Below are 23,404 nucleotides of genomic sequence, written 5' to 3' on the forward strand. Positions count from 1 at the left end.
AACGCTGGAAGCGAATCAAGGGGTTTGACCAACTGAAGCTGGTCGTGGACAACGTGCAGTTTCAGGATGGAATACAGGTGGAAGATCAATCTGGCAGGAACGCTGCCTGATGGTCATACACCAGATTTGACAATAACTCCACCTCGTTACAAAACCAAGCAACAACCCGCAGCACTTTCTACCCGAAACACTCACACAGCTGTCAGGAAGACATCCTTCTGAGCCTGGCCAGCGACACCCGCTGCCAGTCGGCAGAAGCTATCGCCGAAGGGACGTTGCGCGAATGATCTACCGTGGCAAGGAAAGGCATTACGAGCAATCGCTTTGCTTTTTATAATCAGACGTTATTTTCCCATTTCGGGAAAATAACGTAGTATTCCCGAAAAAGGAACTTTCTTATCCCATGAAGGTCTTAGCCAGGAACAAGCTGACAGACTTTATGCGCAAACACGCTTCCTCACGCAAGGCCCTTGAAGCCTGGTTTGCCGAAGCGGAAAGAGGTGATTGGCAAACGCCAAAAGACATCAAGGAACGATTCTCAAGCGCCGATTTTCTCGCGGACAACCGGGTCATTTTCAACATCAAAGGCAACCATTTTCGGCTGGTGGTTAAAGTGCGCTATCAAAACGGGATCGTCGTGGTGGAGTGGGTTGGAACACACGCTGAGTACAGCAAGAAAACATTCTGAGGGAACGGCATAATGGACCATCTGAAAATCATCAAAACTCCAGATGAGCACGAGGCGGCTCTGGAGCGCCTTATGGCACTGATGGAGGCTGATCCACAAGAGGGCTCCCGGGAAGCCGACGAGCTGGAAGTTCTGGCGATGCTGATCGAACAGTATGAACAGCGCCAGTTCCCCATTGACCTTCCCGACCCCGTATCAGCTATCCGCTTCCGTATGGAGCAACAAGGGCTTAAGAACAAGGATCTCGTGCCCTTTTTCGGTTCGGCTTCCAAAGTGAGCGAAGTGCTGAATGGCGTTCGGCCTCTAAGCCTGAATATGATTCGCAGGCTGAACCATGGGCTGGGCATACCAGCGGACATCTTGGTTCAGAGGCCCTCTCACGAAGCCGCAAGCGCGAGAGGATCTTGACAAGGGAACAGCAAGCCGACGCCCTGGCACAGCGAGCCTTATAGGCCAACCTATTGGCAGCCAACTTCCAGCGGTTTGATATTGAAGGTCAAAGGGCAGCCAGAATGGTTTCCGCACTGCTAGCATCAATACCCGTGGTATCAATATTGAGCAGCTCGACCTTGCCGTCGTTGACAATCATCGCATAGCGCTTGCTACGCACGCCCAATCCACGCTCAGTCAGATCCTGCTCCAGCCCGATCGCCTTAGCGAATTCAGCGTTGCCATCACCCGCCATGACAATCTCCACGGCATTTTGAGACTTACCCCAGGCATCCATAACGAAGGCATCATTGACCGCCGTACAAACGATGGCATCGACGCCTGTCGCCTTTATCTTGTCTGAATTCACTACGAAGCCAGGCAGGTGGGTTGCTGTACAACCCGGAGTGAAAGCTCCTGGCACCCCGAAAGGTATTGAAGGCTACGCCCCTCACCCCAACTGCGCCACCGGCAACCACCCCGCCAGCCCCATAAAGTGGAACAGCACCGTCACCACTCCGAACACCAGCACCAGCACAATCGCCGCCTTCCCGCCCGGAGCCATAAAGCCCGTTTTGCCTCCTTGCAGTGTTCTTGATTTCCAGGCCAGCAGGGCCGGGATGATACAGGCCCAGACAGCAGCGGCTGCGCCAGCATAGCCGATGGCCAGAACGAAGCCGAAGGGTGCCAGCAGCGAGAGCAGCAGCGGCGGGATGAAGGTGATTGCCCAGGTTTTGGTGCGGCCCTTTCGGTCGTTTTCGAAACCGAAGAGGTCGGCCATGAAATCGAATGTCCCCAGCCCCACGCCCACAAAGGACGACAGAATCGCCGCCGCAGAGAAGGCGCTGATGGTATTGGCCACCCGTTCGGAGTCTATGGCAAACCCCAGGGCCGCCAGCAGCACGTCGACATCGCCACCCCGGGCGACAACGGGCCCGAAGTCGGCCCTTGGCAGGTTGCCGAAGATGCTCACCAACCAAGCGATGTAAAACAGCAAGGCAATGGAGGTGCCACCGAGAATAGCCTTCTGCGCCTTCCGCTCTTCTCCATAATAGGCCCGCAGGGAAGCAACCGAATGGTGGTAACCGAAAGAGGTGAGAGCCACCGGCAACATGGCCAGCGCGTAGGGTGCGTACTGGCCATGCTGGTTGACGGTGTCGAACAGGACACTGAAATCAATCCGTGATGCGAGGCCGGATACGCCCAACACAAAGCTCAGCAGCATGAAGGTAACCAGCACCACCGAAAGCCGGTCCACCGCCCGGGTGGAGTGCCACACCACCAGTGAAAACACCGCCACAAAGGCCACAGACGCCAGCTTGCTGCTGACTCCTGTCACGCCCTGAATGATCAGCCCGGACGACGTAATGTAGGCATAGAGCAGAATGCCGCCGACAAAATAGACCATCAGGTTACTGAAGATATTCACCCGCGGCCCCAGCATGGACTTGGTGACCGTATTGAACGACGCCCTCAGGTCATAATGCTTCAGCGCCTCCAGCAGCATCCAGCCGGACAGCGTCATCACCACCATGGTGAGAATCAGCGCAAAGCTGGACCACAGCGTCCATGCACCGGCGCCGGAACTTGGCAGGCCAAGCATACCCGCGCCCACGCAGACGCTGGCGATGATGCTGGCGCCGCCGATGAGTGAAGGAGATCGTCTGGAAACCGGCTGGTCTGTCACTTTGCGCCCGCCACCCGCTTGGCCAGAAACACATCCAGATCCCGAACCTCTTCCAGGCAAAGGCTGTGCTCCATCCCATAGGCGTGATACTCCGGCTCGTACCCCAGCTCCTGTAGTTTCTGCTGAGCCGTCTGCCCAAGATGTTCCGCAACAACCTGATCAAACCGGCCGTGGGCAATAAAGACGGGAAGCTGGCGATTGGCCTCGCTCAGCTCGATAGAATCAGCGGTGGCAAAATAGGTGGAGAGGGCGAACAGGCCACCCAGTCGCTCGGGATAGCTCAGTGCCAGTTCATAGGCCACGGCACCGCCCTGGGAGAAGCCGCCAAGGATGATGTTCTCACTGGCGATGCCACGCTCCCGCTCCTGCCGGATCAGCTCTGCCACCATCGCCGCCGAGGCCCGCAGTTGTTCGGCATCCACCTTTCGGTCTACGTCCATGGCGAGGATGTCGTACCAGGCTGGCATCACGTAACCACCGTTGATGGTTACCGGCAGCTCGGGGGCGTGGGGGAAAATAAAGCGTACTGGCTTCTCGCGGGAGAACCGGAACTCCGGAACCACCGGCTCGAAATCGTGGCCGCTGGCGCCCAGGCCGTGCAGCCAGATGATGGTGGTTTCGGGGTTGTCGCCGGTGTCGATTTGCAGGGTGTTCAGGGCGGTCATCGGGCCTCCGGATATCAGGGAAAGACCGGCGACTTTAACATTTTCCGCGTCAACGAGCCCAAAGATCCTTTCGAACACTCTCCCAAAGCTTTCGAAACTCGGCCGCCGCTGGCGTATTCGATGCCAGAAGCTCCAGCGGCTTGCCCTCTTCTCCCATTCGCTCGACAACACTTGCGTAGGGAACAGCCACATTGACCGGCGTGCCAAGCAACTCCGCAGACTGACCCAGTATCTCCCGGTGCAGGTTCTTGCGACGGTCGACCATGGAGAAAAATGGCCGGAGTTTCTTGTTACCCAGCTTTTTGTCTTTCACAAACTCCCGTAACTGATTCCAGCTGTTGAGGGACAACCAGGTAGGGACCACCGGTACGTAAACCTTATCGGCCATTTCCAGAACCTGTTCGGTCAGGCGCGAGAGTGTGGGCGGGCAGTCCAGAACCACCAGGCTGGTGTCTTCGGACAGCGGAGCCAGCAGGTCTTTCAGTACGTTGTGCCCTTCTTCATGCTCAAGCTTGATATCGAAGTTGCGAAAGCTGCTGTGGGCAGGAATGAAGTCGAGGTTGGGGTAAACATCTTCGTGGATAAACCGGGCAATGGGAGATTTGCCTTCCAGCAGTTTAGACAGCTTACGGCCTTTGACCATCTCCGCCCCGGCCAGGTAAAAACTGGCAGCCCCTTGCGGGTCGAGATCCCAAAGCAGTGTGCTGATGTTAGCGCGGCTGGCGAGATAAGCGGTATTCACGGCTGCGGCGGTTTTGCCTACGCCACCTTTGGGGCTGTAGAAGGCGATGATTCTCATGGACGGGAGCTCCTGCTGTATCCGTTGTTACCAAACATTACAGGGTAACAGGCGCCATGACAGCAACTGTGAAGCTTTTATGACAGTTATCCCGGGAGCCGGCAGGCAGAAGGAAGGCTTTCGTAAAACCACGCTCACGCGGCTTTGCGGAAGCCCTCCATCCGCACAGCCTTGTCCCGGCTGCGCTTGTACCTGGTTTTGTCTTCAACCACGCGCATCTGGTATTTTGGGGTTCTCAGTTCCCGCTGCACGGCACTGTGCTGTGTGGCTTTCGCCTTTTTTCTGGACATCTCGGTATCTCCTCGTTTGGCTCGGTTCTAACGGCGCGTATTATATCACTCCCCTGAATTTCGCGAGCGTAAGCAATGACACTCACTGTGTGGCTCACATTTCTGGTCGCAGCCCTTCTGATCAGTGTTTCTCCCGGTGCCGGCGCGGTCAACTCCATGAGCAGCGGCCTGCGTTATGGTGTACGTAAGTCCTTACCCACCATTGCCGGCCAGCAGTTCGGATATGGCGTACAGATTGTGCTGGTGGGCGCAGGCCTGGGTGCCATTGTGGCTTCGTCCAACACGGCCCTGATGGTCATCAAGTGGATTGGCGTGGCCTATCTGATCTGGCTGGGTATCCAGAAATGGCGGGAGCAACCGGTGGAGGCCACCCGCGCAGACCTGTCCGGATTCAGCCCCCGCCAGCAGTTCTGGAATGGCGCACTGGTGAACCTAACCAACCCGAAAGCCACGATTTTCCTAATCGCCCTGTTCCCGCAATTCCTGGTGGCCGGCGCGGCCCATGGGCAGCAGTTGGCCACCATGGGGGCAACCCTCATCCTGGTCGATATTCTGGTGATGGTGGGCTACGCCCTGCTCGCAAGCCAGCTGTTCCGGTTTATGACTACACCGAAACGCCAGCGGCAGATGAACCGCGTATTCGGTAGCCTGTTCGTGACAGCTGCAGTAGCGCTGGCGAGCTTTAAGCGGGCCTGAAGGCCGCACTTCCTCGAACAAAAAGGCCCGCTGGTTCTCTCCAGCGAGCCTTTTGCTTTCAATGCACAGACGTTAACGCACCGCGTTAACCACCTCATCCACCTGCAGGCGTACGCTCTGCAAGCCACCGCCGGAGAGGTACCAAAGGCCGGGATTGAGCACTACAACGTGGGTGGAGGCGCCGGCATCATTCAAGGCTGATTGCAGTGCCTGTTGCGGCAGCGGCTCAGCACCGATCGCGGCGCTGCGATCCACTACCAGCAGGGTATCCGGAGCCATCTCTGCCAGGGTCTCGACGTTCACCGGATAGAAGGTGCGCTCGCCGCGCGTAACCGGCGCTACAGAGTCCGGAACGATTGCCGGCGTCAGCGCCAGCAGCTCATAAACAGCGGGCTCGCTGCGCAAAGAAAAGTTGCCATCGTTGTGGGTAACCACGGTAACTGTGCCGGCATCAGCCAGCTCCGCTTTCTGTTCACCCACATGCTGCCAGAGCTCGCCCAGCTTGAGGCCTGCGGTTTCTTTAAGGCCATAGTAACTCGCCAGGTTGATTACATTGGCGTTTACCGCCTCCCGGAAGTCGCCTGTGGCCAGGGTTACATCGCGCACAGGGGCAACCTTTGCTGCCGAAATCTGGGCATCGGCGCCCTGACGACCGGTCATCAGTACCAGCCCCGGTTGCAGGTCTGCCAGCAGCTTCTGGTCAGGTTCTTTCAGGCTGCCGGCGTCTGGCAGTTTGGCCCCAAGATCAGCCAGGTAGTCCGGCAGCCCCTGCTGAGGAATGGCCAGGACCTTATCTTCCAGCCCCAGCTCCAGCAGCGTGTCCAGGGCACCGTGGTCGTAGCTGACCACGGTCGGGCCGGTAACCGAAGCGGTGGTTGCACAGCCCGCGAGTGTAAGGCCTGCCAGGGCTCCGGCCAGGGTGAGTTTCAGTGAGTTCATGCAATTCTCCTTAGAAGTCGACCGCAAGGCCAAGGTTCAGGCGGCGGCCATCCAGCACCACGCCATAGTCATCGTTGGTAATTTCTTTATCGGCGAGGTTGTACAGGCCCGCTGTTACCCGGGCGGTATCCGTCAGCCTGTACAACAAGCCCACATCCATCAGCGTGTAACCCGGCGTTCCGCTCTCCATATCTCTGCGGCCAAGGAAGTCACTGGTTTCGCCACGATAGTTAGTCTGGAACCACAGGTTCAGGCGGCCGCTGGCCTGCCAGTCCAGGTTGGCGTTGGCCATGTGTTCGGGAACCTTGTTCAGGGGCTCACCCTTGAACTCACCGGTTTTCTGCTCGGAATCGGTGTAGGTGTAGCTGGAACTGAGGGTTACCGCATCGGTCAGGTCGTAGTCGAGCGTCAGCTCGATACCGCGCATTTCGGCTTCGTCGATGTTGGCCCGGGTACTCAGGAACAGATAGTCATTACCCTGAAAACTACAGGTCCAGGTGCCCGGATCATCCCCGTCACCGTTCGGGGATTCGCAGAAGCGATCTTCCGCAATCTTGTCTTTGAAATCGGTCTGGAACAGCATCATGCTCGCATTCAGGCCCATGGCCCGGCTGTCGAAGACCAGGCCGGCTTCATAACTGATGCTGAACTCGGGGTCGAGATCCGGGTTGCCGATGATCAGCGCTCGGGGGTGAGGTGCAGGCGAGCCAGCGCCACCGGTGCCACGGCCAAACCCTTCCGTGACATCCGCCAGTCCGGGCTGGCGATAGCCGGTCGACACACCGCCTTTCAGGGTCAGCTCAGGCGTCAGGTCGTAAAGCGCATAGACCCGGGGCGAAAACTCGCCGCCAAACAGTTCGTCGTCGTTGTAACGCAGGCCGGTGGTCACCGAGAAGTCGTCGGTCAGGCCCCACTCCACTTCCGAGTAAACAGCGGCAATCCAGCGGTCAACACTGCGCACGGCACCCGGGATATTGGAGGTGAGCAAACCGTTGGTTTCATCCGTCAGCTTCTCCTGCTTGTACTGGCCACCCACGGTAACCACGTGATCACCCCAGAACCGTGTTGCCTGGGTATCCAGCATCGACACCTGCTCTTTCTTGGTCTGGTCCTGCACCCGTTCGGAAAGATCGTGCTGAACAAAGCTCCTGGTCATCCAGTTACCGTAGTTACCGGCGTGAGAGAGCACATAAACGTCTTTGTCGTAGATGTAGGTTGACCCGGTTTCATCCAGGGCCACGCTTTTGCCCGGGGTGCTGGTTTCTTCCAGGCGGGAGCTGTCATAGCTTAGGGCAAATTCGTTTTGGTTATCCGGAGTGAAAATCAGCTTGGCTCCGCCCATCGTGCGCTTACTTTCCGGGGTACTTCTGGCGGAATCGTCGGCGCCGGCGAAATCGCTTTCATCGTCACCCGCCCAGGACGCATTAACCTCGGCACTCAACAAACCTTCCACCAACGCACCACCGGCAAACAGGCTGGTTTGCTTGCTGTCGTTGCTCACATCGTTAAAGGACTTGGTGTATTCGGAGGAAACAGTGCCAGCCCACTCACCCCGGTTTTTACGGGTGATGATGTTGATGACGCCACCCATGGCCTCAGAGCCATAGAGCGAAGACATAGGCCCGCGGATCACTTCCACCCGTTCGATCATTGAAATCGGCGGCAGGGCAATCTGCTTGCCACCGTCCTGGCCGTTGGTGTTTACCGAGCGGCCGGCAGACACCGGCCGACCGTCCACCAGGTACAGCGTGTAGCTATCCTCCATGCCCCGGATGCTGATGTCCTGTGCCCCACCACCACCGGTAACGTACACACCCGGAATGTTATTCACCGCATCGACAATGCTTTTGTAGGATTTCTTGGCCAGTTCATCACTGGAGATCACCGAAATACTCGCCATGCAGATGCGAATCATTATTAGTTGCGACTACATTAACACAAGGCAAGGGTTCAGTTGTTGATATGATCTGTTCCAGTATCCGGAACAATGCCCTCCGCTAAGCAGGGGCCGGCCAGCCAGGCCATGGGTACCGAGCTTCTCAAATGGGCAATAAAAGCCCGCACCCGGCGCGGCAGATGGCCGTGGGGGTAAAGCAGGGTTACCGGCAAGTCCGGGCCACGCCAATCTGGCAGGCAGCGGCGGAAACTGCCGGGATGGGCGCGCATACGCTGTTCTACCAACCAGTCCGGCATCAGCCCCAGGCCCCGGCCAGCGGCGATGGCATCGCCCTGAACACAGAACTGGTCAACCGTAAACTGTCGCTCCGGGGCGGATAGCGGATAGGTCCCCTGGGCAGAATTGTGCAGCACCGTTCCCCCGCCATGGCGGTTTAGCATATCCACCCAGGCATACCGGCCGAGCTCTCCCGGCGTTGCAGGTAAACCGGCCTGCTCCAGGTAGCCGGGGCTGGCATACACACTCTGGGCAAGCAGGCCCAGGCGCTCCTGTCGCAACGGGCATTCGGGCGCGGCGCCCAGCCAGAGGCAGATGCCGTTATCCAGTTTTTCCGGCACCCGCTGCTGGGTATGCAGCGCCACCCGCATGTCCGGGTATTCGTCCATGAAGGCTTCCACCACGCCGGCAAACCAGCCGCGCACCAAGGATTCATGGCAGCACAGCTCCAGCCGGCCGCTGACCTCCTCTTTCAGTTCATCCAGGGCTTCCCGCCCCCGGGCGGCCAGCTCAAGAATGTCGTTGCTGTATCGATAGAACACCCGCCCCGCGTCGTTCGGTACAACCTTTCTGGACTGGCGCAGCAGCAACGGCTGACCCACTGCCTCTTCCAGTTGGCGAATCCGGCGGCTGAGGGTAGATTTCGGGCAACCGAGATCCCGGGTACTGGCGGTCAGGCTGCCGGTGCGAACTACCGAGACAAAGGCTTCCAGCTCTTCAAGGTCGTACATAGCGCGTTCCATATTTTGCAACAGACCGTTCCGGTTTAGGGCTTTAAATTATTAATGCGAACCATTATCATTCTTTTCCACTTTATATTGCAAACTATCTAACGCCCCGGCACGGAGCATTTCCGGTATGTCCTCTTTATCAAACCGTCTTCGCAGCACACTATTTCAAACCCTAGCCGCTGTAACCGTGGCTTCTGTCGGCCTCGGCCAGGCCATGGCCGAAACCCGTACGGTTGAATCCGCATACGGCCCGGTGCAGATCAGCGGCCAACCGGAACGGGTGGTCACCCTGTACGAAGGCGCACTGGATGCAGCGCTGGCGGTTGATGCCAATGCCGTGGGGGCAGTCATTACCCGTGGCGGCAGCGACGTGGCCGAGTACATCAAATCTGAAGCCGGCGACATCGCGATTGTTGGCGCACCGGCGGAAACCAATATCGAAGCGGTGATTGCCGCACAGCCAGACCTGATCCTGGCTCCGCCCCGCATTAACCAGCAGCAGGTGGCGTTGCTGTCCCGTATTGCCCCGGTGGTTGCCTCCAACGTGCCCATGTTCCAGCCAGACAGCTGGGAACGGGAAACCCGGCTGTTCGCAAAGGCCATGGGCCGCGAAGCCGAGGCTGAAAAGGTAATCGGGCAGGTGAAGGAGCGAATTAGCGAGGTGGCGCAAGTGGTCTCTGCAAAGATCCCTGCCGGTCAGCGTGATGCCGCCCTGGTACGCTGGATGCCCCAGGGGCCGCTGGTGATGGCTGAGGGCCTGTTTTCCGCATCGCTGCTGCAGGCCGTGGGTTTTGAACTGACCGACAAGGATCTGGTGAAAGAAGGACGCCCGCACAGCGAGCCTCTGAGCCTGGAAAACCTGTCCAGCATGGACCAGAGCTGGGTGTTCCTGGCCACGCTGAACGAAGACGGCGACAAGGCGCTGGACGCCGCCCGCAAGTCTCCGGCCTTTGCCCGGCTGAATGCGGTGCAGAATGACCAGGTTATCGGTGTCAGCGGCCAGCTCTGGACCAGCGCCACTGGCCCCCTTGCCGCGCTTGCGATCCTGGATGATATCGAAGCTGCCGTGAACGCAATCCAGCCCTGAAGGCCGAGCCCTTGAACGCTTTATCCCCAACCAGCGCAGTTGCGTCTCGCGCTCTTTCCCTGCCGCTTATTGCGGCGGGGCTTTTGTTGTTTCTGATCATCATCGCCAGCCTGCTCTACGGGGCGGGCCCGGTCTCAGCCAGCAAAGCTTTTATGGTGCTCGCCGGCAGTGGCAGCGAAGAAGCCCGGTTTGTGGTGAGCGAATTACGGCTGCCACGCACCATCATCGGCCTGGTGACTGGCCTTGCGCTTGGCCTGGCCGGCGCACTGTTGCAGTCGATGACCCGCAACCCTCTGGCCGAGCCGGGCCTGTTGGGCGTAAGTGCCGGCAGTGGCTTTGCCGTGGCCCTGGCCATCCTGTTTGGCGCCAGCACCGCCACCCTGACCAGCTTCGTTGCCCAGCTGGGCGCCCTGGCCGGTTGTGCACTGGTTATCGCGGCCACTCGTGTACAGGGGCTGGGTAACGACCCGGTCCGGCTGATTCTGGCCGGTGCCACTCTAACCGGCCTGCTGCTGGCCCTTACCTCCATGCTGATGCTGATGGACCAACGTGCCGCTGATGAAATCCGTTTCTGGATTACCGGCAGCATCGCCGGCAAACCGCTCAGCATGCTGCAAGCCACCCTGCCCTCGATCCTGGCTGCACTGATTCTTATCGTTATCGTTGCCCGGCCTCTCGCCGCCATGGCGCTGGGCGAAAAAGCGGCCGTAGGCCTGGGGCATCATCCGGGGCGCATCCGGTTCCTGATCGTGCTCACGGTCGCTTTGCTGGTGGGTTCAGCCACCGCCCTGGCCGGGCCGCTGATCTTTGTCGGGCTGGTGGTGCCCTTTATTGCCCGGGCCTTTGCCGGGCCGGATATCCGCAAAACCCTGTGGCTGTGTGTGCCGGTGGGCCCGGCGGTGGTGCTGGCCGCAGACGTGGCCTCACGCCTGATAGCCGCCCCGGCGGAATTGCCCCTTGGTGTAGTCACCGCACTGATCGGCGCCCCGGTGCTGCTGGCCATTGTTCGTGCCGGCCGTATGCCGTCGCTGTAACCCTGAGGTTTACTGATTAATCATGCCGGATAAACGCACCACCCTTGCCAACAGCAGCCTGCTGGTTTTGCTGCTACTGGCGGTGATCACATCGCTATCGATGGGCACCGTTCAGGTCCCACCACCGGATGTTCTGCAGGCCCTCATGGGCAACGCAGACCCAATGACCGCCTTTGTCGTCAATGAACTGCGTCTTAGCCGGGTTGTTGCCGGCCTGCTCAGCGGCGCAGCCCTGGCCATGGCCGGCTGCCTGATGCAGACCCTGGCCCGGAACCGCCTGGCCACGCCGGGCATAATCGGTATCGATAACGCCGCCACTGCCTTTGCCGTAGCATCCGTGGTGGGTGTGGGCCTGTCGCTGGCCCCCTCTGCCATGGCCCTGGCCGGTGCCGCCTGCGCTACTGCCATCGCCTTTGGCCTGGCCGGCGCCAACGGCACCCGGGGCTACCGGTTTATTGTGGCCGGCATCGGCATTGGCGCCATCGCTGGCGCGGTCACCCAGGTGATGCTCAGCCGGGTGGCCATCGACGCTGCCAACGCCGCCTATCCGTGGACCGTCGGCAGCCTGAATGCCCGCTCCGGCAACAGCGTGCTGGTACTGGCTATCGGCCTGGCCGCCGGCTATGCCATCCTGATGTTGATCAGCCGGGCCCTGAATACCCTGCAGTTTTCCGATGCTGTAGCGATCGCCCTGGGCACCCGCCTGAAAGCCACCCGTATTCTGGGGCTGGCGCTGTCGGTGTTGCTCACCGGCCTCGCGGTTTCGGTGTGTGGCCCAGTGGGGCTCATTGCCCTGCTGGCACCGGAGCTGGCCCGAACCATCTGCCGGCCCGGCAAGGTTCCGTTGACGGCCTCGGCGCTGGCCGGAGCCACTTTTATGGTGGCAGCAGACCTGCTAGGGCGCACCCTGTTTTCGCCACTGGAAATTCCGGTGGGCATCATTACCGCCATTGTTGGCAGCCCCTACCTGCTGTGGATTCTGCTGAAACCTTCCCGAAGGAGCCTGACATGAGCCCTGCACAAACCGCGACCCTGGCGGCAGACAGCATTACCCTGGCCCATCGCCAGTTCACCGTGGCCGAAAACCTGAGCGTGACCCTGCCCACCGGCAAGGTGACCGCCATTGTCGGCCCCAACGGTTGCGGCAAATCCACCCTGCTGAACGGCCTGGCCCGCATCCACGCACCGGCAAAGGGCTCGGTGCTGCTGGACGGCAAGGACATTCACCGCCTGCCGTCCAAAGACGTAGCCCGCAAACTGGCGCTGCTCCCCCAGGACAACACCGCCCCGGAAGGCCTGACCGTGGCCGACCTGGTACGTTTCGGCCGCCAGCCCCATCAGGGCTGGATGAAGCAGTGGTCAAACGACGATCAGCAGGCGTTTGATCATGCAGTACAGGCGGCAGACGTTGCCGGCCTGGCGGAGCGTGCGCTGGATACCCTCTCGGGCGGACAGCGCCAGCGGGCCTGGATTGCCATGGCGGTAGCCCAGCAAACGCCGTTGCTGCTGCTGGACGAACCCACCTCGGCTTTAGACCTGGGCCACCAGATTGAAGTGTTTGAACTGATTCGTACCCTGAGCGGGCAAGGCAAGACCATCGCCATGGTAGTGCACGACCTGGCCAGCGCCTGCCGCTATGCGGATCACATGGTGGCCATGAAAGCCGGGAAGATTATTGAGGAAGGCACTCCCGCGGAGATTGTCTCGCCGGAGCTGGTGCAGGACCTTTACGGGGTAAGCTGCGACCTGATTCAGGACCCCGCCACCGGCAGCCCGCTGCTGGTGAATGTGCGGCGCAACAGCAACTTCAGCGCGGCCTGAACCTCAGACCGCAGCCTCCGCCGCCGCTTCTGCGGCTTTCTCCCGGGCCACTGCCGCCGGGGCGCCCAGTGACAGCAACACTGCTCCCACTGAGCAGGCCAGCATACTCAGGGCAATCGGCAGCAACGCTTCACCCCCGAATGCCGCAGACAGGGCGCTGATGGCACCGGCCAGGGTAAACTGGGACGCCCCCAGCATAGCCGCCGCAGTGCCGCCCATATGCGGGAAGAACTCCAGGGCATTCGCCATGTTATTGGGCACAATACCGCCCTGACAGCCCACCGCGGCGATAATAAATCCGGCCACCGCCCACAAGGGTCCGTCCATCATAACCACCGCAACCAGGCCAAGCAGCATCACGAACTGGATAACCACCTGCACCCGCAGCAAAACCACCGATGAGAAGGTGCGCAGCAGTGGCCGGTTGACCAGGTTCAACACCGCCATCAAGCCAATGTTGGCAGCAAACAGCATGGAGAAGGTGCTGTTCGACAGCCCGAACCACTCCTGGTAGATGAATGACGAATGGGTGATAAACAGCATCATGCTGCTGAAGCTCATTACCTGGATGCCGATAAATCGCATGGTGGTGCGGTGCCTGAGCACCAGCATGTAGTTGGTCACCAGGGTTTTGACGGGAGTTGTTGCCCGGGGCCGGGGCTTGAGACGGGGAAACAAAGCCAGCTGAAGCACCACGGCCAGGAAGAAGGCGTAGCCGGCCAGGAATACATAGATCAGGTGCCAGTCGCCCAGCGCCAGCATAAGGGCACCAAGGGACGGTGCCGCCGCCGGGGCAATAAACATGATCAAGCCGATCAGCCCGAACAGCCGGGCGGCTTCCTGCCCGCCAACCTGGTCCCGCACAATGGCCGGTACCGATACGGCACAGAAGGCACCACCGATGCCCTGCACCACACGCCAGGCGATCATGCTGGAGAGGGTGTCGGCCAGAGCTACCATCAGGCTGGCCACGGCAAACACCGCAAGCCCCGCAAACAGGATGTTCCGGCGCCCGTAACGGTCAGACAGCGGCCCACCCACCAGCTGCGCAAGCCCCAGCGTCGCCACATAGGCACTCAGGGTAAGGCCAACATCGGCATGGGGAATACCGAAGCCATCGGCGATGCTGGGAAACGCCGGCAAATACGCATCCAGGGCCAACGGCCCCAGCGCAACGGTCATGCCGAGTAACAGTGCGAGCTGAAAGTGGGACAAAATCTACCTCCTGTGCAAGGTAGATAGCTAACAGTAATTATTATCAAACAGCAATCAGAGTTTTCCGCAAACCCGACTAATTGAGCATACACTCCCGGCTGTATAACTGACTGACCTGGCGCCGTTTTTGCCGCAGCCTGTTGCCCCGGTCATTGCCGTATCCGGCCCTGAGCTGGCCCTGAATCCGGTCCAGCTGCTTTCGGTATTTCTCACACTGTCTGGCCAGCTTTTCGGTTTCCCGGGCCCGGGCATATCGGTCCCTGGAACCGGGCACCAGCAAGCGGTCCACTTCCGCCCGGCTCCGGCGCACCTTGTCGGCCTGGCGGATGTTCTCACTCATGGGCACGGTCACCGGCGGCTGTACCGTCACACTGGCATGCCGCTGCTGTTTGGGAGGCGTATCGGAGAAGTGGATGGCGCCGTTGGCATCCGTCCAGCGGTAGATCTCAGCGGTCGCGGGTGTTGCCAGCGCCACACATAGCAGGCTCAGGGCCAGGGTCCTTGGCATGGGTTCACATCCTGTGAATTGGTCAGTAAAGCGCCCCGCCGATGGGAACGGCGGGGCCGGAGCGCAGGGACTATACCCTAAAATGCAGGCAGGTTCAGGGGCGCCGTTAACGGTCCAGCAACTCGATCCAGTGGTTAACCGGCACTTCCGCCTTGCTCTCCAGGTGCAACTGGCAACCAATGTTGGCCGTTACAATCCGCACCGGGTTATCCATCGTTAGTGCTTTCAGCTTGTTGTCCAGCAGCCTCTGGCTCATTTCCGGCTGGGTGATGGAATAGGTGCCGGCCGAGCCGCAGCACAGGTGCTTGTCCCTGGTGGCAGCAAGCTCAACGCCAGCCCTGGCGAGCACCTGCTCCACTACCCCGCTTTGCTTCATCGCGTGCTGCAGTGTGCACGGACAGTGGAACGCCACCTTACCGGCATGGGCACTGGCCTTCAGCGGTTCAAGGTCCTCTTTCAACAGGAAAGCACCCAGATCTGTGCAGAGTTCACTCACCTTTCGGGCCTTATTGGCATAGACCGGGTCATCCCGCAGCAAATGACCATAATCCTGGACCATGGCACCACAGCCAGAAGCTGTCATGATGATGGCTTCCGCCCCGGCTTCAATGGCTGGCCACCAGGCATCAATGTTGCGGCGCATCTGCTCCAGGCCACGCTCATGCTCGGACAAATGATAGTTCACCGCGCCACAGCAACCGGCCTCCGGGGCTTCCACCATGGTGATGCCAAGCTTGTCCAGCACCCGGGCAGCGGCGGCGTTGGTGTTGGGTGCAGCCGACGGCTGAACACAACCAGCCAGGGCCAGCACTACACGGCTGTGACTGGAGGCTGGCCACGGACTGGCCTGCCGGCGTGGCGGCACCTTGGTACGCAGCTTTTCCGGCAACACCGGCCGGAACGCCTGGCCCACTCGCAGCATGAGTCCGAACAGCCGGCGGTCAGGCAGGAGGCGGGTCAGTGCCCAGCGCAGCCATTTCTCCCGGGGTTTTCGGGGTAACTCCTTGTCGATCAGGCCGCGGCTGATATCCACCAGTCGGCCATACTTCACACCCGACGGACAGGTGGTTTCGCAGCTTCTGCAGGTCAGGCAACGGTCGAGGTGCTCGCGGGTTTTCTCGGTAACCTCACCGCCTTCCAGGAACATCTTCATCAGATAGATGCGGCCACGGGGGCCGTCTCGCTCGTCGTTCAGTTCCTGGTAAGTCGGACAGGTTGCGGTGCAGAAGCCGCAATGCACACAGGCCCGCAGAATCTCTTCGGCTTCCTGGCCTTCCGGGGTGTTGGCGAAGTGTTGAACCAGATTCGTTTGCATAATTACAACCAGCTGTAGAGGCGACCGGGGTTGAAGATAGCGTCGGGGTCGAACGATTTTTTCACGCGCTGCTGTATGGTTTTCAGGGCCTGGGGCTGGCCGTGCATCACCTCGCCGGTGCGATCTCCACCCCGGAACAGGCTGACCTGGCCGCCTGCAGCCCGGGCCAGGGGCTCCAGCTGATCAAGGGAAGCCTGGCCACGATACCAGCGCTGGGAGCCAGCCCAGTCGATCATCCAGGGGCCGTCCAACTCAGGCGTTTTCGCGGTAGAGTCCACGGAGAAACGCCACAGGGGCAGTTCCGGGTCATCAAAGAAGGGGTGCTGCATGTCCTGCACCTGCCGCCAGAACTGCTCGCCGTCCGCCAGAACCTGGCCACCCCATTGCTCCGCGGTCGCCTCAACGGCAGACTTTGCACCGGCCAGACGCAGGTAGACCTTGCCATCCACCCAGCAGGCACCGGTAATCGGTTTGGGTTCACCGGCGCGGCGGTTCATGTATTCCACCACCTCGTCCATGGTCATCTCACGCACCAGGGTTGTGGTAGCGGCCGGCTTGGGCATGACTTTCAGACTGATCTCGGTGATGACGCCAACGGTTCCCATGGCACCGGCCTGCAAGCGGGAAACATCGTAGCCCGCCACGTTCTTCATTACCTGGCCACCAAACCGCAGGTGCTCGCCCTTGCCGTTCAACAGGCGAATACCCAGTACCTGATCCCTGACCGAGCCAGCCCAGGGCCTGGCAGGGCCGGACAGGTTACAGGCCAGGGTGCCACCAATGGTGGAGGCATCCCCGAAATGCGGTGGTTCAAAGTGCAGACACTGGCCCTGCTCCGCCAGCACCGCTTCGATCTCTTTCAGGGGGGTGCCTGCGCGTACCGTCAGTACCAGCTCCACCGGATGGTATTCCACCACGCCGGTGTGTTCGGCCAGACTGAGCGTGCCTGCTTCAGCGCTGCCCTGGCGCCCCATGAACGATTTCGTTCCACCACCTACAATGTTGAGTTTCTGCCCGTTACTGCGGGCCTGGAGCACCTGCTCCTGTAACGTTTGAATCTGATCAGCCATGGGCAGCATCCGCCTGTTGGTGCTTGTGTTGCTTGTGCTCGATGGATCGGTATTCCTGGCAGAATTTCAGGGTGGGCACCCCCTTGCCCGGGTTCAGAATGCCGGTGGCATCGAAGGCCGCTTTCACCTCGTGGAACTGCTGCAGCTCTTCATCATTGAACTGCACGGCCATCTGGCGGATCTTCTCCACACCCACGCCGTGTTCACCGGTAATGCAACCACCCACTTCCACACACAGCTCCAGAATGGCGCTGCCGAAGGCTTCTGCCTTGTCGAATTCGCCGGGTACGTTGGCATCAAAGAGAATCAGCGGGTGCAGGTTGCCATCGCCGGCGTGAAACACGTTGGCCACACGCAGGCCGAACTCTTCAGACATCTTTTCCATTTCCAGCAATACCCTCGCCAGGTGCCGGCGCGGAATGGTGCCATCCATACAGTAGTAATCCGGCGAAATCCGACCCACCGCCGGGAATGCCGATTTGCGGCCTTTCCACAGCAGCGCCCGCTCCTCTTCACTTTGAGAGGTTCGGATAGACGTGGCTCCAAGCTTGCGGAACAGGGCTTCGGCCTCTGCGATGTGCTCGTGCACTTCCTCTTTCGTGCCGTCCACTTCACACAGCAGCAGGGCTTTGGCGTCCCTTGGGTAACCGGCGCCACAGAAATCGTCGGCGGCGATAATGGCGTGGCCATCCATCATTTCCAGGCCGCCGGGAATAATGCCGTGGGAAATCACGCCACCCACCGCATCGCCGGCTTTTTCGATACTGTCAAAACCCGCCATGATCACCTGGGCCACTTCCGGCTTGGGCAGCAGCTTTACCTTCACCTCGGTGACGACACCCAGCAAACCTTCAGAACCGGTCAGTAAGGCCAGCAGGTCCATGCCGCAACTGTCCAGGCCATCACTGCCCACCGTCACCCGGTCACCCTCGGCAGTGATCATTTCCACACTCAGGATGTTGTGTACGGTCAGGCCGTACTTAAGACAGTGCACACCGCCGGAATTCTCCGCCACGTTGCCGCCGATGGTACAGGCAATCTGGGAGGACGGATCCGGGCCGTAATAAAGGCCGTATTGGGCCGCTTCTTCACTGATGGCCAGGTTGCGGACACCAGGCTGCAGGCGTGCGGTACGCCCCACCGGGTCGATGTTCAGAATCCGGTTGAACTTGGCCAGCGACAGCACCACCCCCTCTTTATGGGGCATGGCGCCGGCGCACAGTCCGGTACCGGCGCCGCGGGCCACCACCGGCACGCCGTGTTCGTGGCAGATGCGCATCACCCGCTGCACCTGTTCTACCGTTTCCGGCAGAACAACCAGCATGGGCATTTCCCGGTACATGGCAAGGCCGTCGCACTCATAGGGCCTGAGGGTTTCGTCATCCGTGATCACGAAATCCGGGTCGATAAAGGCCCGGAACTGCTCAGCCAATGCCGACTTGCTGACCTTCGCTCTGGTAGTCATAGCATTCTCGAATGTTGGTTAGCGATTGCTAAGAAAGTAGTCGATACCGGCCTGAGCACAATCCATATCCTGCCGGGGCGTACCGGAGCTCAGGCCAATTCCGCCGACCACCTCGCCATCCACGATCACCGGCAAGCCGCCACCCACGGTGCTGAGCCGACCGCCCACTTCGGTGTGAATCCCAAAGGCCAGATTGCCGGGCACGTTGGCGGCATTGTAGTCATGGGTCGCTTTACGTGCGGCTGCGGCGGTAAAGGCTTTGTCCTGGGCGATGATCACGCTGGTGGTCTTGCCGCCATCCATTCGCTCGAAGGCGACCAGGTTGCCGGATTCGTCCACGACGGCAATGCACATGGGTACGCCAATATCCCGGGCCTTGTCTGCGGCGCCTTTGATCAGCAGGCGGGCATCACTGATGTCCAGGCGTTTGATGGTCATCATGGTCATCACCTCTATACGTTACTTGTTGTCTCGGATAACCGGAAATACTCACCGCACCGTGGCAACACGTCTATCTTTTTCATTACTGGTCCGACCAGTTTGTTGCACGCAGATTTTTGGGAAACCGGCTAACCCTGCATGATTCATGGGGTTTGTCGGCATTGGCAAACTTGGCGTAAACTGCTCCGTATAACCCGAAACTGGTCAGACCAGCAGAAAAGTCATGGGCATATCCAGAGAAATCTCCTACAAACTCGAACACCTGATTCTGGAAGGCGGGCTGGCCCCGGGCCAGAAGATTCCTTCTGAGCGCCAGCTGGTGGCCCGGCTTGGCGTATCACGCTCGGTCGTACGGGAGGCCCTGCACGAATTGCAGGCCCGGGGTGTCATTGAAACCCGCCACGGCAAGGGATCATTCGTGGCCAGTATCGTTCCGGAATCCGGCACCTCTGGCAGCAACAGCCCGCTGATGTACCTTTATCAGGGCCACACCCGCACCCTTTACGACCTGCTGGAAGTGCGCGAACAGCTGGAAGGCCAGGCTGCTTTTCTGGCCGCCCAGCGCGCCACCAACCAGGACCGGCACCGACTGACCCAGGCCTTCCGCGCACTGGAAGCCACCGACCCGCTCAGCAATGCGCGACCGGATCATCGCTTTCACCATGCCATCGTAGAGGCGTCCCACAATCCGATTCTTGTGCACATCCTGGATGGCCTTAAGAACATGATGCTGCTGACCGTCCAGGCGTCGGTGTCTAATCTCAATCCGAGAGAGGATATGCGCCGTACTATCATGCGCCAGCACCGGCAACTGTATGAGGCCATCATGGCCTCAAAGCCAGACCAGGCCCGCAAGGTTGCGACTGCCCATGTGCGCTTTGTACGGCACACCATGAAGGAGATGGAGAAAGAAGGGGACAAACTGCTGCGCATTCCCGCACCGGAAGAACTGGAAGCCCTGATGACAGAATCGACGGATGCCTGAAGCCGCAAAATGCTTGCATTGATCAATGATTACGCCAGAATGACCTTCAGGAAACTGCTGCTATTTTCACCAAAACCCTACAAAGCGGTATTGATTTCCACGGCTACAGTCCGTAAAACATGCGCCTTTGAATGACAGCCCCCAGGAGTCACCCCATGGCGGAACCCGCGCCTCTGATTTGCAGGGACATCCACAAGACCTTTGATCAGCTTGAAGTCCTCAAGGGCATCTCTCTGGAAACCCGCAAGGGCGACGTGGTTTCCCTGATCGGCAGCTCCGGTTCAGGTAAAAGTACCTTTCTGCGCTGCATTAACCTGCTGGAAACGCCCACTTCCGGCGACATTATCGTGCACGGTGACCCAATCCGGTTCAAAAACAACCGCAAAGGCGAGCGCATTCCGGCCGATAACCGGCAGGTAGAACTGATTCGCGCCCGGCTTTCCATGGTCTTCCAGGGTTTTAACCTGTGGTCCCACATGACCGTTCTGGAAAACATTATAGAAGCCCCGGTGAATGTCCTGAAAATTCCTAAAAAGGAAGCCATCGAGCGGGCCGAGGCGTATCTGAACAAAGTCGGCATCTATGAGCGCAAGGATTACTACCCGGCCCAGATGTCCGGCGGCCAGCAGCAGCGTGCGGCCATTGCCCGTGCCCTGGCCATGGAGCCGGAAGTGATGCTGTTTGACGAACCCACCTCGGCCCTGGACCCGGAGCTGGTGGGCGAAGTATTGAAAGTTATGCAAAGTCTGGCCGAGGAAGGCCGCACCATGATTGTCGTTACCCACGAGATGGCTTTTGCAAGGGATGTGTCTACTCAGGTCCTGTTCTTGCATCAGGGCGTGATTGAGGAGCAGGGGTCGCCGGACAAGGTGTTCGATCACCCGGAATCCGAGCGCATGAAGCAATTTCTTGCTCCCAAGTTCTGAATGCCGGTGCTATCTTGAAACCGGTAACGGAACTGAAACTTCCACAAGGAATAAAGCCTTAACGGCAAATTACTGGAGAAGTGACACATGAAAAAACTGATTGTTGCAGCAAGCTGTGCCCTGGCCATGATGACCGGCACCGCCCAGGCCCAGGATCTGCGGATCGCCTTTGATGTTCCCTACGAGCCGTTCGAGTACCGTGATGACAACGGCGAACTGACCGGTTTCGAAGTGGAGCTGGCAACCGCCATGTGCGAAGAACTGCAGGCCAACTGCGAGTTCGTTATCCAGGCGTGGGACGGCATGATTCCCGGCCTGCTGGCCCGTAAATTCGACCTGATCATGTCTTCCATGTCGATCACTCCGGAGCGCGCCGAGCGGGTACTGTTCTCCGAACCGTACTACATCACCCCGGGCGGCTGGTTCGGCCCTGAGTCTTTCAACACTGACGTCACCGATATGGGCGCCATGAAAGACAAGACCGTGGGCGTGCAGCGCGGCACCACCATGGACACCTACGTAACCGAGAACATGGGTGGCGTGGTGAACATCAAGCGCTACACCACCGCTGAAGACATGGTCCTGGACCTGGAAGGCCAGCGTCTGGACGTGGTTTTCGTAGACTATCCGGTGGGTGAGCAGACCGTTCTGAACAACGAAGGCTACAAGGAAGTGGGCGAGCCGGTTAAGCTGGGCGAAGGTGTGGGCGTTGCCATGCGCAAGCGTGATGCCAAGCTGGCTAACGACGTGAACGCGGCCCTGAAGAAGCTGAAAGAAGATGGTACCTACGACACCATCATGCAGAAATACTTCAACTACGACATCAAGATTTAACCTGACCCCGGGAGCAGCCTGATGGCTGCTCCCCTGCTTTCCGGACATTCCCATGCTTGATCTGAAAGGCTATGGCCCGGCCCTCGCTGAAGGCGCTGTGGTTACCATTGAACTGGCCTTCTTCTCACTGGCACTCTCCCTCACCCTGGGCCTGCTTGGCGCCTCAGCGAAGCTTTCTGGCAGCCGGGTGCTGACCGGTGTCGCCACCGCCTACACCACGCTGATTCGTGGCGTGCCTGACCTGGTGATGATGCTGCTGTTCTATTACGGCGGCCAGGTGGCGGTGAATGCCCTGTCGGACTATCTGTGGGAAACCCGTGAAATCGACTTCTTTTTCCAGTTCGATCCGTTCATCTCTGGCGTGGTGACCATCGGGCTGATTTTCGGCGCCTATATGACGGAAACTTTCCGGGGCGCGTTCCTGGCCGTTGAAAAGGGCCAGATCGAGGCCGCCAGGGCCTATGGCTTTTCCACCTGGCACACCTTCCGCCGGGTGATGATTCCGCAGATGCTGCGCCATGCCCTGCCCGGCATCGGCAATAACTGGCAGGTGCTGCTGAAAACGACTGCGCTGGTGTCGATCATCGGCCTGACCGATATGGTGCGGGTGGCGGAAGAAGCTGCCAAGGCCGAGCGCATGCCGTTCCACTTCTTTATTCCGGTGGCGGCGGTTTACCTGGCGCTGACGGCGGGTTCGGAGTTGTTCATCAAGTGGCTCGACAAGCGGGCCAATGTCGGCGTGGCTCGGGGGAATTAAGTGATGCCTGATTTCATTGCCGAGTGGCTGAACCAGAACGATATTTTTAATGCCATGACCATCATGGAATACTGGGATGGCCTGGTCACTACGGTGCACCTGGTGTTCCTGTCGCTGTTGATCGGTCTGGTGGTGGCGGTGCCGCTGGCGATTCTACGCACCGTGAAGAATCCGTTCGTGTCTGGCCCTATCTGGCTGTACACCTATCTGTTCCGCGGCACGCCGCTGCTGATCCAGCTGTATATCATTTACTACGGTGTGGCCCAGATTCCGGGTATCCAGGACACCTTCTGGTGGGAGATTTTCAAGGAGCCGCTGTACCCTGCCCTGCTGGCGTTTACCCTGAATACCGCCGCCTATACCACGGAGATTATTCGGGGGGCGATTATTTCCACACCCAATGGCGAGATTGAGGCGGCGAAGGCTTACGGTATGAACTGGTTCCTGCGGATGCGGCGGATTATTCTGCCGAGTGCGGCGCGGCGGGCGGTTCAGGCATACTCGAATGAGGTGATTTTTATGCTTCATGCGAGTGCGATTGCCAGTGTGGTGACGATTGTGGATCTTACGGGGGCGGCGCGTAATATTTATTCGCGGTTTTATGCTCCTTTTGAGGCGTTTATTTTTGTGGCGCTTTGCTACATGGCTTTGACGTTTATTCTGGTGTTTGTTTTCCGCAAACTGGAAAATCATCTTTTGCGGCATCAGCGGCCTGTTAATGGTTAAGTTGAGCTCCCTTCTATGGGAGCACGGCCATCTGGCAGGATAGGTTCTCCGGGAACCGCTACGAGCACATCCTTGTGCGCTTCTCTCCGGCCATCCATGGCCTTCGAAATTCCCGGAGAACCT

26 protein-coding genes are annotated in these 23,404 nt (G+C 59.4%); 12 read left to right on the top strand and 14 right to left on the bottom strand.

Annotated elements, in window-relative coordinates; translation table 11 throughout:
• Window positions 1–403 precede the first annotated feature (403 nt).
• Window positions 404–688 (top strand): type II toxin-antitoxin system HigB family toxin, encoded by a 285-nt coding sequence (locus H3Z84_RS07590; RefSeq protein WP_022988141.1) that lies wholly within the window; start codon window positions 404–406, stop codon window positions 686–688.
• A 12-nt stretch (window positions 689–700) separates the two neighbouring features.
• The gene (locus tag H3Z84_RS07595) at window positions 701–1,096 is read left to right on the top strand and encodes a helix-turn-helix domain-containing protein (protein ID WP_199457046.1); all 396 of its coding nucleotides are present in this window, start codon (window positions 701–703) and stop codon (window positions 1,094–1,096) included.
• An 88-nt stretch (window positions 1,097–1,184) separates the two neighbouring features.
• On the opposite strand, the gene H3Z84_RS07600 is transcribed toward H3Z84_RS07595, so the two are convergent.
• From H3Z84_RS07600 to H3Z84_RS07620, 5 genes are all read right to left on the bottom strand, one after another.
• Window positions 1,185–1,541, bottom strand: coding sequence for a peroxiredoxin (locus H3Z84_RS07600; RefSeq protein WP_323126968.1), 357 nt, complete (start codon window positions 1,539–1,541; stop codon window positions 1,185–1,187).
• Window positions 1,542–1,568: 27 nt separating this feature from the next.
• Window positions 1,569–2,804, bottom strand: coding sequence for an aromatic amino acid transporter (locus H3Z84_RS07605; RefSeq protein ID WP_199457047.1), 1,236 nt, complete (start codon window positions 2,802–2,804; stop codon window positions 1,569–1,571).
• Entirely contained in the window at window positions 2,801–3,469 is a 669-nt protein-coding gene (locus H3Z84_RS07610; RefSeq protein ID WP_199457048.1) for an alpha/beta hydrolase, read from the bottom strand. Before H3Z84_RS07610 ends, H3Z84_RS07605 begins: the two co-directional genes overlap by 4 nt.
• Window positions 3,470–3,518: 49 nt before the next feature.
• Window positions 3,519–4,268 (bottom strand): ParA family protein, encoded by a 750-nt coding sequence (locus tag H3Z84_RS07615; protein WP_199457049.1) that lies wholly within the window; start codon window positions 4,266–4,268, stop codon window positions 3,519–3,521.
• Between the two features lie 134 nt (window positions 4,269–4,402).
• On the bottom strand, window positions 4,403–4,558 hold the full coding sequence (locus H3Z84_RS07620) for a hypothetical protein (RefSeq protein WP_199457050.1): 156 nt from the start codon (window positions 4,556–4,558) through the stop codon (window positions 4,403–4,405).
• A 75-nt stretch (window positions 4,559–4,633) separates the two neighbouring features.
• Here H3Z84_RS07620 and rhtB point away from each other — a divergent pair, with 75 nt between their 5' ends.
• Window positions 4,634–5,254: a homoserine/homoserine lactone efflux protein gene (rhtB, locus tag H3Z84_RS07625; protein WP_036219039.1), complete on the top strand. Its 621-nt coding sequence runs from the start codon at window positions 4,634–4,636 to the stop codon at window positions 5,252–5,254.
• A 72-nt stretch (window positions 5,255–5,326) separates the two neighbouring features.
• On the opposite strand, the gene H3Z84_RS07630 is transcribed toward rhtB, so the two are convergent.
• From H3Z84_RS07630 to H3Z84_RS07640, 3 genes are read right to left on the bottom strand one after another with little or no spacing between them, the layout of a single operon-like run.
• Window positions 5,327–6,193, bottom strand: a complete 867-nt coding sequence (locus H3Z84_RS07630) for an ABC transporter substrate-binding protein (protein ID WP_199457051.1) — start codon at window positions 6,191–6,193, stop codon at window positions 5,327–5,329.
• Window positions 6,194–6,203: 10 nt separating this feature from the next.
• Window positions 6,204–8,108 carry a TonB-dependent receptor domain-containing protein gene (locus tag H3Z84_RS07635; RefSeq protein WP_228285763.1) on the bottom strand — a complete coding sequence of 635 codons (1,905 nt, stop codon included), beginning with the start codon at window positions 8,106–8,108 and terminating at the stop codon, window positions 6,204–6,206.
• A gap of 35 nt (window positions 8,109–8,143) precedes the next feature.
• On the bottom strand, window positions 8,144–9,097 hold the full coding sequence (locus tag H3Z84_RS07640) for a LysR family transcriptional regulator (RefSeq protein ID WP_199457052.1): 954 nt from the start codon (window positions 9,095–9,097) through the stop codon (window positions 8,144–8,146).
• A gap of 127 nt (window positions 9,098–9,224) precedes the next feature.
• Between H3Z84_RS07640 and H3Z84_RS07645 the strand changes: the two genes are divergently transcribed.
• The 4 genes from H3Z84_RS07645 (at window position 9,225) to H3Z84_RS07660 (ending at window position 13,039) form a co-directional block, all read left to right on the top strand.
• Window positions 9,225–10,184, top strand: a complete 960-nt coding sequence (locus tag H3Z84_RS07645; RefSeq protein WP_199457053.1) for an ABC transporter substrate-binding protein — start codon at window positions 9,225–9,227, stop codon at window positions 10,182–10,184.
• A gap of 83 nt (window positions 10,185–10,267) precedes the next feature.
• Window positions 10,268–11,218, top strand: a complete 951-nt coding sequence (locus tag H3Z84_RS07650; protein ID WP_228285764.1) for a FecCD family ABC transporter permease — start codon at window positions 10,268–10,270, stop codon at window positions 11,216–11,218.
• Between the two features lie 22 nt (window positions 11,219–11,240).
• On the top strand, window positions 11,241–12,230 hold the full coding sequence (locus H3Z84_RS07655; RefSeq protein ID WP_058341762.1) for a FecCD family ABC transporter permease: 990 nt from the start codon (window positions 11,241–11,243) through the stop codon (window positions 12,228–12,230).
• The gene (locus H3Z84_RS07660; RefSeq protein WP_199457054.1) at window positions 12,227–13,039 is read left to right on the top strand and encodes an ABC transporter ATP-binding protein; all 813 of its coding nucleotides are present in this window, start codon (window positions 12,227–12,229) and stop codon (window positions 13,037–13,039) included. Before H3Z84_RS07655 ends, H3Z84_RS07660 begins: the two co-directional genes overlap by 4 nt.
• Window positions 13,040–13,042: 3 nt before the next feature.
• Here H3Z84_RS07660 and H3Z84_RS07665 read toward each other — a convergent pair whose 3' ends face one another.
• The 6 genes from H3Z84_RS07665 to H3Z84_RS07690 form a co-directional block, all read right to left on the bottom strand.
• Window positions 13,043–14,254, bottom strand: coding sequence for a multidrug effflux MFS transporter (locus tag H3Z84_RS07665; protein ID WP_199457055.1), 1,212 nt, complete (start codon window positions 14,252–14,254; stop codon window positions 13,043–13,045).
• 76 nt (window positions 14,255–14,330) lie between these two features.
• A complete protein-coding gene (locus tag H3Z84_RS07670) occupies window positions 14,331–14,762 on the bottom strand; it encodes a DUF4124 domain-containing protein (RefSeq protein WP_199457056.1) in 432 nt (143 codons plus the stop codon).
• Window positions 14,763–14,868: 106 nt separating this feature from the next.
• Window positions 14,869–16,077, bottom strand: coding sequence for a glycolate oxidase subunit GlcF (glcF, locus tag H3Z84_RS07675; protein WP_199457057.1), 1,209 nt, complete (start codon window positions 16,075–16,077; stop codon window positions 14,869–14,871).
• 2 nt (window positions 16,078–16,079) lie between these two features.
• Complete coding sequence (gene glcE, locus H3Z84_RS07680; protein WP_199457058.1) at window positions 16,080–17,147, bottom strand: glycolate oxidase subunit GlcE; 1,068 nt, start codon at window positions 17,145–17,147, stop codon at window positions 16,080–16,082.
• Complete coding sequence (locus tag H3Z84_RS07685) at window positions 17,140–18,612, bottom strand: FAD-linked oxidase C-terminal domain-containing protein (RefSeq protein ID WP_199457059.1); 1,473 nt, start codon at window positions 18,610–18,612, stop codon at window positions 17,140–17,142. Before H3Z84_RS07685 ends, glcE begins: the two co-directional genes overlap by 8 nt.
• Window positions 18,613–18,630: 18 nt before the next feature.
• The gene (locus tag H3Z84_RS07690; protein ID WP_011786717.1) at window positions 18,631–19,053 is read right to left on the bottom strand and encodes a GlcG/HbpS family heme-binding protein; all 423 of its coding nucleotides are present in this window, start codon (window positions 19,051–19,053) and stop codon (window positions 18,631–18,633) included.
• A gap of 223 nt (window positions 19,054–19,276) precedes the next feature.
• Here H3Z84_RS07690 and H3Z84_RS07695 point away from each other — a divergent pair, with 223 nt between their 5' ends.
• The 5 genes from H3Z84_RS07695 (at window position 19,277) to H3Z84_RS07715 (ending at window position 23,281) form a co-directional block, all read left to right on the top strand.
• On the top strand, window positions 19,277–20,038 hold the full coding sequence (locus tag H3Z84_RS07695; RefSeq protein ID WP_199457060.1) for an FCD domain-containing protein: 762 nt from the start codon (window positions 19,277–19,279) through the stop codon (window positions 20,036–20,038).
• 155 nt (window positions 20,039–20,193) lie between these two features.
• Complete coding sequence (locus tag H3Z84_RS07700) at window positions 20,194–20,964, top strand: ABC transporter ATP-binding protein (RefSeq protein WP_058341766.1); 771 nt, start codon at window positions 20,194–20,196, stop codon at window positions 20,962–20,964.
• An 87-nt stretch (window positions 20,965–21,051) separates the two neighbouring features.
• A complete protein-coding gene (locus tag H3Z84_RS07705) occupies window positions 21,052–21,798 on the top strand; it encodes a transporter substrate-binding domain-containing protein (protein WP_199457061.1) in 747 nt (248 codons plus the stop codon).
• A 52-nt stretch (window positions 21,799–21,850) separates the two neighbouring features.
• Window positions 21,851–22,555, top strand: a complete 705-nt coding sequence (locus H3Z84_RS07710; RefSeq protein WP_199457062.1) for an ABC transporter permease — start codon at window positions 21,851–21,853, stop codon at window positions 22,553–22,555.
• Between the two features lie 3 nt (window positions 22,556–22,558).
• A complete protein-coding gene (locus H3Z84_RS07715; RefSeq protein ID WP_199457063.1) occupies window positions 22,559–23,281 on the top strand; it encodes an ABC transporter permease in 723 nt (240 codons plus the stop codon).
• Window positions 23,282–23,404 lie beyond the last annotated feature (123 nt).

Origin of the sequence: Marinobacter sp. bablab_jr003, from assembly GCF_016464245.1 — a bacterium.
GTDB lineage: Bacteria > Pseudomonadota > Gammaproteobacteria > Pseudomonadales > Oleiphilaceae > Marinobacter > Marinobacter vinifirmus.

Bases quoted from the DNA above. Each gene is read 5' to 3' on its own strand.
- H3Z84_RS07590 (WP_022988141.1), top strand. From the start codon at position 404: ATGAAGGTCTTAGCCAGGAACAAGCTGACAGACTTTATGCGCAAACAC.
- H3Z84_RS07595 (WP_199457046.1), top strand. From the start codon at position 701: ATGGACCATCTGAAAATCATCAAAACTCCAGATGAGCACGAGGCGGCT.
- H3Z84_RS07610 (WP_199457048.1), bottom strand. From the start codon at position 3,469: ATGACCGCCCTGAACACCCTGCAAATCGACACCGGCGACAACCCCGAA.
- H3Z84_RS07615 (WP_199457049.1), bottom strand. From the start codon at position 4,268: ATGAGAATCATCGCCTTCTACAGCCCCAAAGGTGGCGTAGGCAAAACC.
- H3Z84_RS07620 (WP_199457050.1), bottom strand. From the start codon at position 4,558: ATGTCCAGAAAAAAGGCGAAAGCCACACAGCACAGTGCCGTGCAGCGG.
- rhtB (WP_036219039.1), top strand. From the start codon at position 4,634: ATGACACTCACTGTGTGGCTCACATTTCTGGTCGCAGCCCTTCTGATC.
- H3Z84_RS07630 (WP_199457051.1), bottom strand. From the start codon at position 6,193: ATGAACTCACTGAAACTCACCCTGGCCGGAGCCCTGGCAGGCCTTACA.
- H3Z84_RS07635 (WP_228285763.1), bottom strand. From the start codon at position 8,108: ATGATTCGCATCTGCATGGCGAGTATTTCGGTGATCTCCAGTGATGAA.
- H3Z84_RS07640 (WP_199457052.1), bottom strand. From the start codon at position 9,097: ATGTACGACCTTGAAGAGCTGGAAGCCTTTGTCTCGGTAGTTCGCACC.
- H3Z84_RS07645 (WP_199457053.1), top strand. From the start codon at position 9,225: ATGTCCTCTTTATCAAACCGTCTTCGCAGCACACTATTTCAAACCCTA.
- H3Z84_RS07655 (WP_058341762.1), top strand. From the start codon at position 11,241: ATGCCGGATAAACGCACCACCCTTGCCAACAGCAGCCTGCTGGTTTTG.
- H3Z84_RS07660 (WP_199457054.1), top strand. From the start codon at position 12,227: ATGAGCCCTGCACAAACCGCGACCCTGGCGGCAGACAGCATTACCCTG.
- H3Z84_RS07670 (WP_199457056.1), bottom strand. From the start codon at position 14,762: ATGCCAAGGACCCTGGCCCTGAGCCTGCTATGTGTGGCGCTGGCAACA.
- glcF (WP_199457057.1), bottom strand. From the start codon at position 16,077: ATGCAAACGAATCTGGTTCAACACTTCGCCAACACCCCGGAAGGCCAG.
- glcE (WP_199457058.1), bottom strand. From the start codon at position 17,147: ATGGCTGATCAGATTCAAACGTTACAGGAGCAGGTGCTCCAGGCCCGC.
- H3Z84_RS07685 (WP_199457059.1), bottom strand. From the start codon at position 18,612: ATGACTACCAGAGCGAAGGTCAGCAAGTCGGCATTGGCTGAGCAGTTC.
- H3Z84_RS07690 (WP_011786717.1), bottom strand. From the start codon at position 19,053: ATGATGACCATCAAACGCCTGGACATCAGTGATGCCCGCCTGCTGATC.
- H3Z84_RS07695 (WP_199457060.1), top strand. From the start codon at position 19,277: ATGGGCATATCCAGAGAAATCTCCTACAAACTCGAACACCTGATTCTG.
- H3Z84_RS07700 (WP_058341766.1), top strand. From the start codon at position 20,194: ATGGCGGAACCCGCGCCTCTGATTTGCAGGGACATCCACAAGACCTTT.
- H3Z84_RS07705 (WP_199457061.1), top strand. From the start codon at position 21,052: ATGAAAAAACTGATTGTTGCAGCAAGCTGTGCCCTGGCCATGATGACC.
- H3Z84_RS07710 (WP_199457062.1), top strand. From the start codon at position 21,851: ATGCTTGATCTGAAAGGCTATGGCCCGGCCCTCGCTGAAGGCGCTGTG.
- H3Z84_RS07715 (WP_199457063.1), top strand. From the start codon at position 22,559: ATGCCTGATTTCATTGCCGAGTGGCTGAACCAGAACGATATTTTTAAT.